16 protein-coding genes are annotated in these 14447 nt (G+C 71.7%); 11 read left to right on the top strand and 5 right to left on the bottom strand.

Going from position 1 to position 14447, the window contains the following annotated elements:
• From VLI41_RS02630 to VLI41_RS02620, 3 genes are all read left to right on the top strand, one after another.
• Positions 1-694 (top strand): S1C family serine protease (locus VLI41_RS02630; protein WP_325266503.1); only part of this gene is annotated, 694 nt, incomplete at its 5' end.
• Between the two features lie 56 nt (positions 695-750).
• Entirely contained in the window at positions 751-1110 is a 360-nt protein-coding gene (locus tag VLI41_RS02625; RefSeq protein ID WP_325266502.1) for an MmcQ/YjbR family DNA-binding protein, read from the top strand.
• Entirely contained in the window at positions 1107-1757 is a 651-nt protein-coding gene (locus VLI41_RS02620; protein ID WP_325266501.1) for a glutathione S-transferase family protein, read from the top strand. Before VLI41_RS02625 ends, VLI41_RS02620 begins: the two co-directional genes overlap by 4 nt.
• Here the strand turns inward: VLI41_RS02620 and VLI41_RS02615 are convergent.
• A complete protein-coding gene (locus VLI41_RS02615) occupies positions 1754-1984 on the bottom strand; it encodes a hypothetical protein (RefSeq protein ID WP_325266500.1) in 231 nt (76 codons plus the stop codon). The genes VLI41_RS02620 and VLI41_RS02615 overlap by 4 nt on opposite strands.
• Positions 1985-2047: 63 nt before the next feature.
• Here VLI41_RS02615 and VLI41_RS02610 point away from each other — a divergent pair, with 63 nt between their 5' ends.
• The 3 genes from VLI41_RS02610 to VLI41_RS02600 are packed head-to-tail and all read left to right on the top strand — an operon-like array spanning position 2048 to position 5266.
• Positions 2048-3574 carry a UbiD family decarboxylase gene (locus tag VLI41_RS02610; RefSeq protein ID WP_325266499.1) on the top strand — a complete coding sequence of 509 codons (1527 nt, stop codon included), beginning with the start codon at positions 2048-2050 and terminating at the stop codon, positions 3572-3574.
• Between the two features lie 60 nt (positions 3575-3634).
• The gene (locus VLI41_RS02605) at positions 3635-4966 is read left to right on the top strand and encodes a TldD/PmbA family protein (RefSeq protein WP_325266498.1); all 1332 of its coding nucleotides are present in this window, start codon (positions 3635-3637) and stop codon (positions 4964-4966) included.
• Positions 4967-5023: 57 nt separating this feature from the next.
• Positions 5024-5266, top strand: coding sequence for a DUF4170 domain-containing protein (locus VLI41_RS02600; protein WP_325266497.1), 243 nt, complete (start codon positions 5024-5026; stop codon positions 5264-5266).
• Between the two features lie 12 nt (positions 5267-5278).
• Here VLI41_RS02600 and VLI41_RS02595 read toward each other — a convergent pair whose 3' ends face one another.
• Both VLI41_RS02595 and VLI41_RS02590 read right to left on the bottom strand, forming a co-directional pair.
• Positions 5279-5485, bottom strand: coding sequence for a hypothetical protein (locus VLI41_RS02595; RefSeq protein WP_325266496.1), 207 nt, complete (start codon positions 5483-5485; stop codon positions 5279-5281).
• A 75-nt stretch (positions 5486-5560) separates the two neighbouring features.
• Complete coding sequence (locus VLI41_RS02590) at positions 5561-6241, bottom strand: fused DSP-PTPase phosphatase/NAD kinase-like protein (RefSeq protein WP_325266495.1); 681 nt, start codon at positions 6239-6241, stop codon at positions 5561-5563.
• Between the two features lie 119 nt (positions 6242-6360).
• Here VLI41_RS02590 and VLI41_RS02585 point away from each other — a divergent pair, with 119 nt between their 5' ends.
• Genes VLI41_RS02585 through lpxK form a run of 5 tightly spaced genes read left to right on the top strand, consistent with a single transcriptional unit; the run spans position 6361 to position 12116 of the window.
• Positions 6361-8139 (top strand): ABC transporter ATP-binding protein, encoded by a 1779-nt coding sequence (locus VLI41_RS02585; protein ID WP_325266494.1) that lies wholly within the window; start codon positions 6361-6363, stop codon positions 8137-8139.
• Positions 8136-8861 (top strand): lysophospholipid acyltransferase family protein, encoded by a 726-nt coding sequence (locus tag VLI41_RS02580; RefSeq protein WP_325266493.1) that lies wholly within the window; start codon positions 8136-8138, stop codon positions 8859-8861. Before VLI41_RS02585 ends, VLI41_RS02580 begins: the two co-directional genes overlap by 4 nt.
• A 14-nt stretch (positions 8862-8875) precedes the next feature.
• Positions 8876-9859 carry a cation diffusion facilitator family transporter gene (locus VLI41_RS02575; protein ID WP_325266492.1) on the top strand — a complete coding sequence of 328 codons (984 nt, stop codon included), beginning with the start codon at positions 8876-8878 and terminating at the stop codon, positions 9857-9859.
• Complete coding sequence (locus VLI41_RS02570; protein WP_325266491.1) at positions 9856-11115, top strand: 3-deoxy-D-manno-octulosonic acid transferase; 1260 nt, start codon at positions 9856-9858, stop codon at positions 11113-11115. Before VLI41_RS02575 ends, VLI41_RS02570 begins: the two co-directional genes overlap by 4 nt.
• The gene (gene lpxK / locus VLI41_RS02565; RefSeq protein ID WP_325266490.1) at positions 11112-12116 is read left to right on the top strand and encodes a tetraacyldisaccharide 4'-kinase; all 1005 of its coding nucleotides are present in this window, start codon (positions 11112-11114) and stop codon (positions 12114-12116) included. The genes VLI41_RS02570 and lpxK overlap by 4 nt, the downstream gene beginning before the upstream one ends.
• On the opposite strand, the gene VLI41_RS02560 is transcribed toward lpxK, so the two are convergent.
• Both VLI41_RS02560 and purD read right to left on the bottom strand, forming a co-directional pair.
• Entirely contained in the window at positions 12113-13198 is a 1086-nt protein-coding gene (locus tag VLI41_RS02560; RefSeq protein ID WP_325266489.1) for a phosphotransferase family protein, read from the bottom strand. The genes lpxK and VLI41_RS02560 overlap by 4 nt on opposite strands.
• Before the next feature lie 77 nt (positions 13199-13275).
• On the bottom strand, positions 13276-14447 hold a 1172-nt coding region (purD, locus tag VLI41_RS02555; protein WP_325266488.1), incomplete at its 5' end, for a phosphoribosylamine--glycine ligase.

Raw genomic sequence — 14447 nt, 5'->3', positions numbered from 1 at the left:
GTTCCGCAAGCTGGCGTCGGGTCCGGCGACCGCGGCGCCGACGGTCAGCTACGCTCCTCTGACCTTGGTCCCTGCGGCGGCGGCAAGTCTGCCGGTCTCGGGGGCGCTTGCGTCCGTGGCCACGATCTTCGCGGGGGACGGCTGGGGCAGTGGATTCCTGATCTCGCCTGAGGGATTCCTGCTCACAAACCGGCACGTGGTGGGGGACGCCCGTCAGGTGAGGGTGCGCTGGTCGGATGGCAGCGAGACGGTGGGCGATGTGACCCGCAGCGATGCCCGGCGCGACGTCGCCCTTGTGAAAGCCGATCCGCACGGCCGCGGAGCGCTGCCGTTGCGCCTGGATGAGGCTCAACCGGGGGAGGCGGTGGTCGCTATCGGCACGCCGCTCGAGAAGACCTTTCAGAGCACGGTGACCAAGGGCGTGATCTCCGGAATTCGGACGCTGGAGGGCTTGGCCTTCGTGCAGAGCGACGTCGCCGTGGACCACGGCAATTCGGGCGGCCCGCTGCTCGACGAGCACGGCCGCGTGCTGGCGATCACCGACTGGGGCTATGCGCCCGATGGGGTATCGCACAACCTCAACTTCTTCATCCCGATCGATGACGCGCTGCGGGCGCTGGCGCTCACCGAGACGGCCGAGCCCATGGGCGCGGTCCCGCCCTCCGCCAGGGTCTCCGCGCGGCGCACGCGCTAGGTTTTGACTTCCGTCCCGATCGGGCGAACGCTCCCGGCTCGACCCGGAGGTCCGCCATGACGCTCGAGGAGATGGAGGCGATCGTGATGTCCTTCCCCGGCGCGGAGAAGGGCATGAGCTACGGCCGCCCGTCCTACAAGGTGAACGGCAAGTTCTTCACCCGGCTGAGGCGCGAGGACGATAGCCTCGTCCTCCTGGAGGTCCCATTCGACGAGCGCGAGATGCTGATGGAGGCCGAGCCCCAGACCTTCCACTTCACCGCCCACTACAAGGACTATCCGAGCGTCCTGGCGCGCATGGCCACGCTCCATCCCGGCTCGTTCAGGAATTTCCTGGACCGCCGCTGGCGCAAGATCGCGCCGAAGACGTGGGTCAAGGCGCGCGACGCGGCCGCCGCCAACGGAGACGCCGGATGAGCGAGCTGGTCCTCACCACCTACGACTGGGTCCCCGAGCCGCCGCGCGGCCTTGTGCGCGACCTCAGGGTGCGCTGGGCCCTGGAGGAGGCGCGGCTGCCGTACCGGGTCGAGAGCACGCCGTTCGAGGACCGTGGGGTCGGCCACTTCGCGCACCAGCCTTTCGGGCAGGTCCCGTGGCTGACGGACGGCGACCTCTCGATCTTCGAGAGCGGGGCGATCCTGCTGCACCTCGGCGAGAGGAGCGCGGCGCTGATGCCGGAGGAACCGCGCGGCGGCACCGAGGTCGTCGAATGGGTGTTCGCGGCGCTCAACTCCGTGGAGATGGCGGCCCTGCCCTGGGTGCTGTTCCAATTCTCCGGCCAGACCGAGGGCCCGGCGTTCCAGATGATCGACAGCTTCCTTCGACAGCACCGGCTGCAACATCTCGAGCCGGTGCTGGCCGGGCGCGAGTGGCTGGCCGGGCGCTTCTCCATCGCCGACATCCTGATGGCCGACGTGCTGCGGATGGCGGACCGGTTCGATGGGCTGGCGGGTTTCCCTGTCTGTCGCGAGTATGTGGCGCGCGCCACGGGGCGGCCGGCGTTCAGGAAAGCGCACGCCGACCAGCTCGCGCATTTCGCGGCGGGGGACGAGGCCCGCGCCTAGAACTCGTCTTCCACGGACGAACGGAACAGCTCGAAGATCTCCTGGGCGCGGGTCTCCGGATCGGGATCGGCTTCGGGCGCGGCCGCGGGCTGGGACGCGTCGCCGCCGCCGGTGAGGCGCCCCACCACGGCCCCGTTCTGGACGAGCAGCAGCGCCTCGCCTTGCGCGAGCCCGCTCAGCAGCGCCGCCACCTTGGGCGGCAGGTCGTCGAGATCGATACGCTTCATGGGGCGATCCTAGACCCGCCGGGCTCGCCGCTCTAGGTTCCGCGCACCCCGGTCGGAGGGACAATGGCTTACCGCTCGCTGCGCGATTTCATGGCCAGGCTGGAAGCCGCCGGCGAGCTCGTGCGGGTGGCCGCGCCGGTCTCGACCGTGCTGGAGATCACCGAGATCCAGCGGCGGCTGATCGCTCAGGGTGGGCCGGCGGTGGTTTTCGAAAGCCCGATCCGCGCCGATGGCCGGCTCTCCGAGATCCCGGCGCTCGCCAATCTGTTCGGCACGGTGAGGCGCGTCGCCATGGGGGTGACGCTCGGCGGACGTGAGCGGTCCTCCGCCGCCGATCTGCGCGAGGTGGGCGAGCTGCTCGCCGTCCTGCGCGCGCCCGAGCCGCCGAAGGGGCTGAGAGACGCGATCGGCATGCTGCCGCTGGCGCAGACGGTGATGGCCATGCGCCCTCAGGTGATGAAGCGCGCGCCCGTGCAGCAGGTGGTGCTGAAGGGGTCCGACATCGACCTTGGCAGGCTGCCGATCCAGACCTGCTGGCCGGGGGAGCCCGCGCCGCTGATCACCTGGCCGCTGGTGGTGACCAAGGGACCGGGAACCAGCCGCGAGGACGACTACAACCTCGGCATCTACCGCATGCAGGTGATCGGGCCCGACCGCACCATCATGCGCTGGCTCGCCCACCGCGGCGGCGCCCAGCACCACCGGCGCTGGAAGGCCGAGGGCCGGCGCGAGCCCCTGCCCGCCTGCGCGGTCATCGGCGCCGATCCCGGGACCATCCTGGCGGCGGTGACGCCGGTCCCGGACACGCTCTCGGAATACCAGTTCGCGGGCCTGCTGCGCGGCTCGAAGGTGGAGCTGGTCCCGGCCAAGACGGTGCCGCTGATGGTCCCGGCCAATGCGGAGATCGTGATCGAAGGCCACGTGCTGCTCGACGAGTACGCCGACGAGGGGCCCTACGGCGACCACACCGGCTACTACAATTCCGTCGAGCGCTTCCCGGTGTTCCAGGTCTCGGCGATCACCATGCGGAAGGACCCGATCTACCTGACCACCTTCACCGGCCGGCCGCCGGACGAGCCCTCGACCCTGGGCGAGGCGCTGAACGAGGTGTTCATCCCGCTCCTGCAGCAGCAGTTCCCGGAGATCGTCGATTTCTGGCTGCCCCCCGAGGGCTGCTCCTACCGCATCGCGGTGGTCTCGATGAAGAAGGCCTACGCCGGCCACGCCAAGCGGGTGATGATGGGCGTCTGGAGCTACCTTCGGCAGTTCATGTACACCAAGTGGGTGATCGTCGTGGACGACGACATCGACGCCCGGAACTGGAAGGACGTCATGTGGGCGCTCTCCACGCGGATGGATCCGGCCCGTGACGTGACGATCGTCGAGAACACCCCCATCGACTACCTGGACTTCGCCTCGCCCGAGAGCGGGCTGGGCTCGAAGATCGGGCTCGACGCGACGGACAAGTGGCCGCCGGAGACCAGGCGCGAGTGGGGCCGGCTGCTCGCCATGGACCGCGCCACCGTCGAGGCGGTGAGCGAGAAGTGGGCCAGGCTCGGCCTGCCGGGCGCGGGCGATCCCGTCGACTGAGGCCCGGCGGCGCATTCTAAGCGGCTTGCCCGCCGCGGCGCCGGCGGCCATATGGCCGGGATGGACGAGACCCTGCTGCAAGACCTGGTCGCCGCCGCGCTCAAGGCCGGGGCCGACGCCGCCGAGGCGGTGGGCGCCGAGCGCCGCTCGCTGTCGATCACGGTGCGGTTGGGCGAGCTGGAGGAGGTGGAGCGCGAGGAGAGCCGCGATCTCGGCCTCAGGGTGTTCGTCGGCCGCCGTCAGGCGAGCGTCTCCGGCTCCGACATCAGTCCCGAGGCGCGCGGCAAGCTGGTGCAGCGGGCGCTCGCCATGGCCCGGCTCGCGCCCGAGGACCCCTACGCCGGCCTCGCCGACCCGGCGCTGATCGCCGCGGGCCCATTGCCGGATCTCGACCTCTACGATCCCACCGAGCCCGCGCCGGACTCGCTCGAGGAGCGCGCCCGCATCGCCGAGGACGCCGCCCGCGCCACGCCGAAGGTCACCAACTCCGACGGCGCCGCGGCCGGCTGGTCGGCCTCGCGGTGGCGGATGATCACCAGCGGCGGGTTCTCCGGCGAGCACCGCGCCTCCGGCTTCTCGCTGGGCGCCAGCGCCATCGCCGGCGACGAGACCGGTATGGAGACCGGTTACGAGGGGCGCTCGGTCCGCTGGCGCGCCGACCTGCCGGAGGCCGCCGCCATCGGCGCCGAGGCGGGCCGCCGCGCGGCCTCGCGGCTCGGCGCGCGCAAGATCGCCTCGACCACCGCCCCGGTGATTTTCGAGAACCGGCTCGCCGCCTCGCTGATCTCGCCGCTGGTCGGCGCGATCGCCGGCCCCGCGATCGCGCGCGGCACCTCCTTCCTCAAGGACAAGCTGGGCCAGCCGGTGTTCGGCCGCCACGTCACGATCACCGACGATCCGCACCGCAAGCGCGGCCTGGGCTCGGCTCCGTTCGATGACGAGGGCGTCGCCAACCGGCCGCAGGCGATCGTCGAGGAAGGCGTGCTCACCACCTGGCTTCTCAACAGCGCCTCGGCGCGCCAACTGGGCCTGACCAGCACCGGCCACGCCTCGCGCGGCCTGGCGGGGCCGCCCGGCGTCGGGCCCTCGAACCTGACCGTCCAGCCCGGCGAGCGCGACCTCGGCGGCCTGATGGCCGACGCCGGAGAGGGGCTCCTCATCACCTCGATGTTCGGGCCGTCGCTCAACGGCAACACCGGCGATTGGTCGGTGGGCTGCTCGGGCTTCTGGTTCGAGCGCGGCGAGCTCGCCTATCCGGTGACCGAGATCACCGTGGCCGGCAACCTGATCGACATCTACGCCCGCCTGGTCCCGGGCGCCGACCTCGAGATCCGGGGAGCGACCAACGCGCCCTCGATCCTGGTGGACGCATTGGCCGTCGCCGGGCGTTGATCCCCCGCGCGGAGCGGCCTATCGGCTGGGCGCCGCATCCGATGCAGGGGCCCGCCCATGCCTGACAGACAGCTTCTGCACCTGGTGATCGGGGGAGAGTTGAAATCGCTCCAGGGGCCACCGGAATTCCGCGACCTCTCGCGCGTCGATCTGGTGGGCGCCTACCCCAGCTACCAGGAGGCGCTGCGAGCCTGGCGCGCGAAGGCCCAGGAGACCGTCGACAACGCGTTGATGCGCTACTTCATCATCCACGCGCACCGGCTGCTCGATCCCAATTCCGACGAGGATCACGAGCCCTGAGCCGCTGGGCTGTCACGCGGGCTGGCGCAGGACCTTCTCCAGAAGGGCGCCGCCGCGCCAGACCTCCACGGCCTCGCACGAAGCGTGCTCGCGCAGGAGGGCTTCGGCGCGAAAGCGCGCCTCGATCGGACCGTCGGCCACCAGGTCCACGATGGAGGCGACGCCGTCGGGTCGAACCCCAAGCAGCGTCAGCACCTCGTCTTTGATCTCGGTCGTCACGGCCCCGTCCTCCGATACGACCTAGGTTGTCACACACGCGGGCCGCGAGTCTGTCGGAAATCATACTCAGCGTTTTTATTCCCGGTTGAGCAGACGCTCGCTCACCAGCGAGCCCCACATCTGCGCCTTGAAGTCGGCCCTGAACCCGGCCGGATCGTAGGCGGGGCTCCTCACCCACTCGAGGAAGGACATCCCCGCCGGCTCGCCCTCGGCGAGGTAGCGTTCGAACGTATAGTCGAGCACGCCGGTCTTGCCCTGGCGGACGTGCAGGTAGCGCAGGTGCAACTGGTCCATGGCCTCCCGGATCGTCGCCCCCTTGCGGAAGTGCAGGTAGAGCACGCTCATCAGGCCCGCCCGGTCCGCGCCCGACTTGCAGTGCATCAGCGCCGGATATCGGACCGTCTCGAACAGGCGCCTTGCGCCCAGCACCCGCTCCCGGCTCGGGACCTCGCGCGAGCCCATGGGGAAGTTGACCAGCTCCAGGCCGAAGCGGCGGCAGGCCTCGCGCTCCAGCGCGTAGAAGCTGCGATGGAAATCGCCCCTCAGGTTGATCACCGTGCGGACGCCCCTGGCCTTCCATGCTTCCAGCTGATGCGGCCAGGGCTGGTTGGCGCGGACGAGCTCGTCGGACACGCGGTGGGCGTTGGAGAAGGCGAGCCGCAAATAGGCGTGGTCGTTCCAGAGATAGTCGGCGTAAGTCCGCACGCGCCCCAGCGGTCTGTCGAGGTCGAAATCCGGCGACGGCTCGGCGATCATGGCCCTAAGTAGCGGCCGGCGCGGTGTGGCGATAGGGAGCGCGCCGTCGCGCCCGCCCAGAGGCCCGCGCGACCGGGCGCGCGCTTGACTTCCCCCCCGCATCGGTCGACCCCAAGCCCATGAGCGAGCGCGCCCCGCCCGAGCTTACCGCCCGCACCTTGGCGGCCCGCATCGCGCGCATCTACATGGCGCCGCGCTGGAAGGGCTGGACCGTCGCGCTGCTGGCGGCGGTCGCCGTGGCGGCGCTGAACTACTCGCTGGTGAGGATCCTGCGGCCGGCCACCGACGACCTCCTGGTGCTGCACAAGCCGAACGCGGCGCTGAACATCCCGCTGACCATCGCGGGTCTCGCGGTGCTGCGGGGCCTGGCCCAGGTGATCCAGTCGACCCTGGTCAACCGCATCGGCAACGGCGTGGTCGCCGACATCCAGCGGCAGCTGTTCGGCAAGCTGGTGCGGGCCGACCTGGCCCACCTCAGGACGCAGCACTCGGGGACCTATGTCTCCTCGGTGCTCTACGACGCCGGCCTGACGCGGGAGGCCGCGACCTCCGGGGTGATCAACTACACGCAAAACCTGCTGACGGTGGTCGCCGGGCTGGTGCTGATGTTCAAGGTCGACTGGACCCTGGCCCTGATCGTCATGGCGGGCGGTCCGGTCGCCGGCTGGATCATGCGCCGCTTCTCCCGGCGGACCACCAAGGCGGCCAAGGGCGCCATGGCCGAGACTTCGGCGCTGTCCACCGCGATCATGGAGAGCCTCGACGGCATCCGGGTGGTGAAGATCGAGAACCGCGAGGCCTTCGAGGAGAGCCGCGTCGCCCAGGTGATCCGCCGGCGCGAGCGGCACCTGGTGAAGGGCTCCAACGCCCGGGCCTTCGCAACCCCTTCGACCGAGCTGTTCACGACGCTGATCCTGGCCGCGGTGATCGCCTATGTGGGCTTCCGCGCCGCGCAGGGCGGCGGCATCACGGCGGGGGGCTTCACCCAGTTCCTCGTGGCCATGATGATGGCCAGCCAGTCGCTGCGCCAGCTCGCCAACCTGCAGACGGTGTTCGCCGAGGGGCTCTCGGCCGCCCGGCGGCTGTTCGCGGCGCTGGACGTGGAGCCGGAGGTGCGCGAGGCGCCCGCCGCGCGCAGCCTGCCGCGCAGCCGCGGCGAGATCCGCTTCGAACGGGTGGGATTCTCCTATGGCGGCGACGGCCCGCCGACCCTGGACGGCGTCGACTTCGCGGTGGAGCCCGGCGAGACGGTGGCCCTCGTCGGCCCGTCCGGCGGCGGCAAGACCACCATCCTCAACCTGATCCCCCGGTTCTACGACCCGACATGCGGTCGCGTGCTCGTGGACGGCCATGACGTTCGCGACGTGACCCTGGCCTCGCTTCGCGACCAGATCGCGCTGGTCACCCAGGAGCCTTTCCTGTTCGACGACACCATCCGGGCCAACATCGCCTACCCGCGGCCCGACGCCGCCGCGGCCGATATCGAAGCTGCCGCCAAGGCGGCCGCGGCGCACGAGTTCATCGGCGGACTGCCGAACGGCTACGACACCTCGGTCGGCGAGGCGGGCGCGCGGCTTTCCGGCGGTCAGCGGCAGCGCATCGCCATCGCCCGCGCCTTCCTGAAGGACGCCCCGATCCTGCTGCTCGACGAGGCGACCAGCGCCCTCGACACCGAGAGCGAGGCGCAGGTGCAGTCGGCGCTGAGGCGGCTGATGGCCGGGCGCACGACGATCCTGATCGCCCACCGGCTGTCCACAGTGCGCGGCGCGGACCGCATCTATGTGATCGACAGGGGCCGCGTCGTGGAGACCGGCGACCACGCCGCCCTGATCCGAAAGCGGGGCCTCTATGCGCGGCTGGCCAAGACCCAGGACCTGGAGGCGGAGACCGCGGCTTGAAGAACCTGTTGCGGAGCGACGGCGTCCAGTCCGCGCTCGGCTGGGCGCTCGGGGCCTATCTGCGCGTCGTCCTGAAGACCGTCCGCTGGCGGCACGAGAACCTGGCCTGCGTCGAGCCCGTGCTCGCCGGGTCCTCCGGCGCGATCGCGCTGTTCTGGCATGGCCGCATTCCGCTGTGCCTGGCGACCGCGCCGCAGTGGTGGCGCAAGCGCACGCGCGCCTTCGTCAGCCCCTCCGCGGACGGGGAGTTCATCGCCAAGGCGCTGGCGATGTCGGGCTTTCCCTCGATCCGCATCTCCTCGGCCAAGAAGGGCGACGCGGCCAAGGCGCGCCAGGCCGTCGCGGCGATCCGTGAGGCGGTGGCCTGGGTCGCCGGCGGCGGCGCCCTGGTGGTCACGCCGGACGGGCCGCGCGGACCGAACGAGGTGATCGCGCCCGGCGCCCTGCAGATCGCCCGGCGCTCGGGCCAGCCGGTGTTCCTGATGGGCATCGCCGCCCGCCCCGCCCTGCAGATGGACACCTGGGACAAGATCATGTGGGCCACCCCGCTGGCGCGCGGCGCCGTGGTCTGGGACGGGCCCTTGTTCGTGCCGTCCGACGCCGACGATCGGGAGATCGGGCGGCTGGTGGAGGCGTGGTCGGCCCGCCTTTCCGCCGCCACCCGTCGCGCCGAGGCGCTGGCGGGGCGAGGCGCGCGCATTGATCCTTCGCCGCCGCGGTGAGAGATAGGGCCTCGATGGCGCATACTCATCAATCCCGCGAGCCCGAGGCGCATGACCACGAGCCCGGTCCTGGCCACGATCACGGCCGCGGTCCTCACCAGCATCACCACGAGCCCCATGCCGCCGCCGACATGGGCCGGGCGTTCGCGATCGGGATCGGCCTGAACGCCGCTTTTGTCCTGGCCGAGGTGGGCGCCGGCCTCTGGTCCTCCTCGCTGGCCCTGCTGGCCGACGCCGGCCACAACCTCTCCGACGTGCTGGCCCTGCTGCTGGCCTGGGGCGCGGCGGTGCTGGCCCGCCGGGCGCCGGCGGGGCGGCGGACCTATGGCCTGCGCAAGGCGACCATTCTCGCCTCGCTCGCCAACGCCATCATGCTGCTGATCGCGGTCGGGGCGATCGCCTCCGAGAGCGTGCGGCGCCTGATGCATCCGACCGCGATCTCGACGGGCCTCGTCATGCTCACGGCGGCGCTGGGCGTGGGGATCAACACCGCCACCGCCCTGCTCTTCTTCCGTCGCCGCGGCGAGGACCTGAATGTCCGTGGGGCCTTCCTGCACATGGCCGGCGATGCCGCGGTCTCGCTCGCCGTGGTGATCGGGGCGGGCGTGATCGCCGCGACCTCCCTCTTCTGGATCGATCCGGCGCTCAGCCTGCTGATCGCCGGCGTGATCGTGCTCGGCACCTGGACTCTGCTGCGCGACTCGGTCGACCTGGCGCTCGACGCGGCGCCTCGCGGCATCGATGTGACGGCCGTGCGCCAGTGGCTCTGCGCGCTTCCGGGGGTCGACGAGGTCCACGACCTGCACGTCTGGGCGATGAGCACCACCGAGACCGCGCTCACCGCGCACCTGATCCGTCCGGCGAACGATGACGGCGACGCCTTCCTGCACGCCGCCTGCGAAGGGCTCGCGCGGCGCTTCAACATCGGCCACGCCACCTTGCAGGTGGAGACCGACGCGGCCATGGCCTGCCGTCTCGCCTCGGCCGAGGTCGTGTGAGCCGTCCGCTGCCGCTGGCCATCTACGCCGCGGCCACGGGCCTTCTGGAGCCTCTCGCGCCCGCGCTCCTGCGCCGCAGGGCCAGGCGCGGCAAGGAGGATGCGGCGAGACTCGGCGAACGCCTCGGCCGCGCCGGGCGGATGCGACCGCCGGGGCCGCTGGTCTGGCTGCACGCCGTCAGCGTCGGCGAGAGTCTCTCGCTCCTGCCGCTGATCGGGGCCCTGCGCGCCAGGCGGCCCGACCTCGCGCTCCTGGTGACCTCGCTGACCGCCGCCAGCGCCGAGGTGATGGCCAAGCGCCTGCCCCAGGACGTGATCCACCAGTTCGCCCCCGTCGACGGGCCGGCGGCGGCGGCGCGCTTCCTCTCTCACTGGCGCCCGGGACTGGCCATCTTCACCGAGAGCGAGCTGTGGCCGAACCTGGTCCTGGCCGCCAGGGCGAGCGGCGCGCGGCTCGCCCTGGTCTCCGCGCGGATGCGTGAGGACAGCGCCGCCGGCTGGGCCCGGGCGCCCGCCTCGGCGCGCACGCTGCTGCAGGCGTTCGATCTGGTGCTGCCGCAGGAGTCCGCGAGCGGCGAACGCCTGGCGGCGCTGGGCGCGCGCGTCGGACCCATGCTGAACCTCAAGCTGCTGGGCGAGGCGCCGCCCGCCGATCCCGCCGAGCTCGGAACGCTTCGGGCCTGTGTCGGCCTCCGCAAGGTGGTGCTGGCGGCCAGCACCCATCCCGGCGAAGAGGCGCTCATCGCAGAGGCGGTCAGGCCGACCGGCGCGCTGCTGATCCTGGCGCCGCGGCACCCGGCGCGGGCCCCCGGCATCGCAGCGGAGCTCACGGCCGCGGGGGCCAGGCTCGCCCGCCGCAGCGCCGGCGAGCCGCTGGGCGCTGCGACCGAGATCTACCTCGCCGACACGCTGGGCGAGCTTGGGCTGTTCCTGCGGCTCGCCGACGTGGTGGTCATGGGCGGCGGCTTTGTCGAGGGCGTCGGCGGCCACAACCCGCTGGAGGCGGCGCGGCTCGGCAAGCCGATCATCACCGGACCCCACGCCTTCAATGCGCGCGCCATCTATGACGAGATGCTGGCCGAAGCCGCGGCCCTGGAAGCCGAGGACCGGCCGACCCTGACCCGCCATATCGGTGGTCTGCTCGCCTATCCGACGATCGCGCGGCGAATGGGCGAGGCGGCCCTCGATTATGCCGCACGCCAGGGCGCGGCGCTGGAGACCGCGCTCGCCGAGCTCGAGCCGTTGCTGCCGGCATGAAGCTCCGGACCCCGCAGTGGTGGTACGAGCGCAAGCCCACGGCCGCGCGGACCCGCGCGCTCCTCACCCCGCTCTCCTGGATCTGGGCCGCGGCCACCGCGCGCAGGATCGCGCGGGCGCACCCTGTGGATCCGGGGGCGCCGGTGATCTGCATCGGCAATCTGACCTTGGGGGGCGCCGGAAAGACGCCGCTGGCGCGCGAGATCGCCCACCGGCTGTCCGCGCGCGGCGTCGCAGCGCACATCCTCTCCCGCGGCCACGGGGGCCGCCTGCGGGGGCCGCTGCGGGTGGATCCCCGCCGCCACACGAGTGCGGAGGTGGGCGACGAGCCGCTGATGCTGGCGAAGGACCTGCCGGTCTGGGTCTCGCGCGACCGCCTCGCCGGCGCCGGGGCCGCGGCGGCGGCCGGCGCCCAGGCGATCATCCTGGACGACGGCCACCAGAACCCTTCGCTGGCGAAGACTCTCTCCCTGGTGGTCGCGGATGGCGAGACGCGGGGCGGCGAGTGGCCGTTCGGCGACGGGCGCGTGTTTCCCGCCGGACCGATGCGTGAGCCTCTGGCCGCCGGCCTGGCGCGCGCCGACGCCGTGATCGTGCTGTTGCCGGCCGATCTGGCGCAGCCGGACCCCGAGCTGATCGGTCAGCTCGCCGGCCGGCCGGTGCTCATCGCCCATCTGCAGCCGGCCGAGGCTCCGCCGACGGGCCCGCAGCTGGGCTTCGCGGGCGTCGGCAAGCCCTGGAAGGTGGAGCGGGCGCTGAAGGCGGCCGGCTGCGAGCTCGTCGACTTCGCGCCCCTCCCCGATCACTTCGCCTATGACGAGCCCGCGTTGCGGCGCCTGGCCGATCGGGCGGAGCGGCTCGGCGCGGGCCTGCTGACCACCGAGAAGGATTGGGTCCGCCTGCCCATGTCCTGGCGCGCGCGGATCGCGGCCTGGCCGGTGCGGGCGCGTTTCGACGATCCCGCGGCCCTCGACGCGCTCCTCAGCCGAGCAGGCCTCTAAGCGGGCGCGCCGGCCTTCTGGGCGAAGCGCCAGCTCGCCTGGGCGAGGCCGATCACCCGATCCGCCTGCTGGGCGGCGTGCGGGCTGTTGGCGGTGCCGTCGCGCACGCGGCCCACGATCCCCTGCAGGATGCCCGCCAGCCGGAAGGTGTTGTAGGCGTAGTACCAGTTGAGGTCGGGCACGCCTGAACGGCCGGTCAGCTCGCAGTAGAGCTCCACCGTCTCCTCGAGCGTGGGGATGCCGTGGGCCTTCAGGTCCGGGATGTGCGAGATGGCGCCGTTCACCCAGTTCATCAGCATGTAGGTGAAGTCGGCGAGCGGCTCGCCCAAGGTCGAGAGCTCCCAATCCAGCACGGCTATGACCCGGGCCTCGGTCGGATGGATCACCATGTTGTCCAGCCGGTAGTCGCCGTGGACGATCGACGTGCGCTCCTGCGCCGGCAAGGTCTTCGGCAGCCACTCGATGAGCTTCTCCATCTCCGGGATATGCTCGGTCTCCGAGGCCTTGTACTGCTTGGTCCAGCGGTCGACCTGACGGCCCATGTAGTTGCCGGGCTTGCCGAAATCCTCCAGGCCGATCTTCACGTAGTCGGTGTTGTGCAGGTCGGCGAGCGTCTTGATCTTGGCTCGGAAGATGCCGTTGCGCTCGGCGGGGTCGTACTGCGGAAGGCTCTGGTCCCACAGGATCCGGCCCTCGACGTTGTCCATGATGTAGAACCAGGTGCCGACAACGGCGTCGTCGGTGCACAGGCCGTAGGTCTTCGCCACAGGAAAGCCGGTCGGATACAGCGCCGTGATCACGCGATACTCGCGGTCGACCGCGTGCGCCGAAGGCAGCAGCTTGCCCGGCGGCTTGCGGCGCAGGACGTACTTCCTGGCCGGCGTGATCAGCTGATAGGTGGGATTCGACTGGCCGCCCTTGAACTTGCGCACCTCGAGGGGGCCCGCGTAGCCCGCCACGTTGGCCTTCATCCAGCGGTCCAGCGAGGCTTCGTCGAAGCGCTGCGCTTCCGGCACGGCGTCGGTGCCGGTGTTCGCCTGTTCCCGCGCGCGTTCCGCGGCGAGTTCGGTGGTCTCGGCCATGGCGCTTCTGCCCTTCTCTGACGTGTGATCGAGGCCACTTTACCGGGCCGCGCATCGGCCCCGCAAGGCGCGGCTTCTCAGCCGGCCTCGCGCTGCAGCGCGCGCCAGCCGATGTCGGAGCGGCAGAAGCCGTCGGGGAAATCGATCGCCGCGATCGCCGCGTAGGCCCGGTCGCGCGCCGCCCGCAGCGTGGCCGCCTTGGCGCAGACGTTGAGCACCCGGCCGCCGGAGACGCGGAGCAGGCCCTCCGCATCGCGCCGGGTCCCGGCCTGGAAGACCACGACCTCGGGGCCGAAATCGGCGTCTGCGCCCCGGATCGCGCCGCCGGTCTTGGGCGCGCCGGGATAGCCCTGGGCGGCCAGCACCACGCAGACCGCCGCATCCTCGCTCCAGTCGGGCGGCGGCAGCTCGGAAAGCCGCCCCGTCGCGCAGGCGAGCAGGTAGGGCACGAGGTCGCTCTCGAGCCGCAGCATCAGAGCCTGGCACTCGGGATCGCCGAACCGGGCGTTGAATTCCACGAGCTTGGGCCCGTCGCGGGTCGCCATCAGCTCCACGAACAGCACGCCGCGATAGGGCGCGCCCTCCGCCGCAATGCCCGCCAGGGCGGGCTCCACGAGCCGGGTGCGGACCTGTTCGACGAGAGTGGGCGTGAAGAGCGGCGCGGGCGAGTAGACGCCCATGCCCCCGGTGTTGGGCCCCTGCTCGCCGTCGAAGGCGCGCTTGTGGTCCTGCGCCCAGCCGAACAGCATCGCGCTCTGCCCGTCGCTGAGCGCGAACAGCGAGCCGATCTCGCCCTCCAGGAATTCCTCGATCACCACCCGTGCGCCGGCTGTCCCGAACCGGCCGCCCAGCGCATCTGCGACCGCAGCCTCGGCATCCGCGCGGGTCGAGGCCACCACCACGCCCTTGCCGGCGGCGAGCCCGTCGGCCTTGACCACGTAGGGCGGCGAAAAGCGGTCCAGCGCCGCCTTGGCCTGCACCAGCGTGTCGCACACCTGGTAGGCTGCGGTCGGCAGGCCGTGGCGATCGGCGAACGCCTTGGTGAAGGCTTTGGACGATTCCAGGCGGCCGGCCGCCGCCGTCGGCCCGAAGCAAGGGACGCCGGCCTCGGCGAGCGCATCGGCCAGTCCCGCCGCCACGGCGGCGTCCGGACCGAGGACGACGAGGTCCGCCGCGATCTCCCGCGCCAGGGCTGTCACGCCCGCGACATCGGTTGCTGCGACACTGCGGATCTCGCAGAGGCTCGCGA

The organism is Phenylobacterium sp. (assembly GCF_035475775.1).
Classification (GTDB): Bacteria; Pseudomonadota; Alphaproteobacteria; order Caulobacterales; family Caulobacteraceae; genus Phenylobacterium.
The sequence above is the reverse complement of the archived record's forward strand: the minus strand, read 5'-3'. Positions and strand labels throughout refer to the sequence as shown.

Coding starts and splice junctions, on each gene's coding strand:
- VLI41_RS02625 (WP_325266502.1), top strand. CDS start 751: ATGACGCTCGAGGAGATGGAGGCGATCGTGATGTCCTTCCCCGGCGCG.
- VLI41_RS02620 (WP_325266501.1), top strand. CDS start 1,107: ATGAGCGAGCTGGTCCTCACCACCTACGACTGGGTCCCCGAGCCGCCG.
- VLI41_RS02615 (WP_325266500.1), bottom strand. CDS start 1,984: ATGAAGCGTATCGATCTCGACGACCTGCCGCCCAAGGTGGCGGCGCTG.
- VLI41_RS02610 (WP_325266499.1), top strand. CDS start 2,048: ATGGCTTACCGCTCGCTGCGCGATTTCATGGCCAGGCTGGAAGCCGCC.
- VLI41_RS02605 (WP_325266498.1), top strand. CDS start 3,635: ATGGACGAGACCCTGCTGCAAGACCTGGTCGCCGCCGCGCTCAAGGCC.
- VLI41_RS02600 (WP_325266497.1), top strand. CDS start 5,024: ATGCCTGACAGACAGCTTCTGCACCTGGTGATCGGGGGAGAGTTGAAA.
- VLI41_RS02590 (WP_325266495.1), bottom strand. CDS start 6,241: ATGATCGCCGAGCCGTCGCCGGATTTCGACCTCGACAGACCGCTGGGG.
- VLI41_RS02585 (WP_325266494.1), top strand. CDS start 6,361: ATGAGCGAGCGCGCCCCGCCCGAGCTTACCGCCCGCACCTTGGCGGCC.
- VLI41_RS02575 (WP_325266492.1), top strand. CDS start 8,876: ATGGCGCATACTCATCAATCCCGCGAGCCCGAGGCGCATGACCACGAG.
- lpxK (WP_325266490.1), top strand. CDS start 11,112: ATGAAGCTCCGGACCCCGCAGTGGTGGTACGAGCGCAAGCCCACGGCC.
- VLI41_RS02560 (WP_325266489.1), bottom strand. CDS start 13,198: ATGGCCGAGACCACCGAACTCGCCGCGGAACGCGCGCGGGAACAGGCG.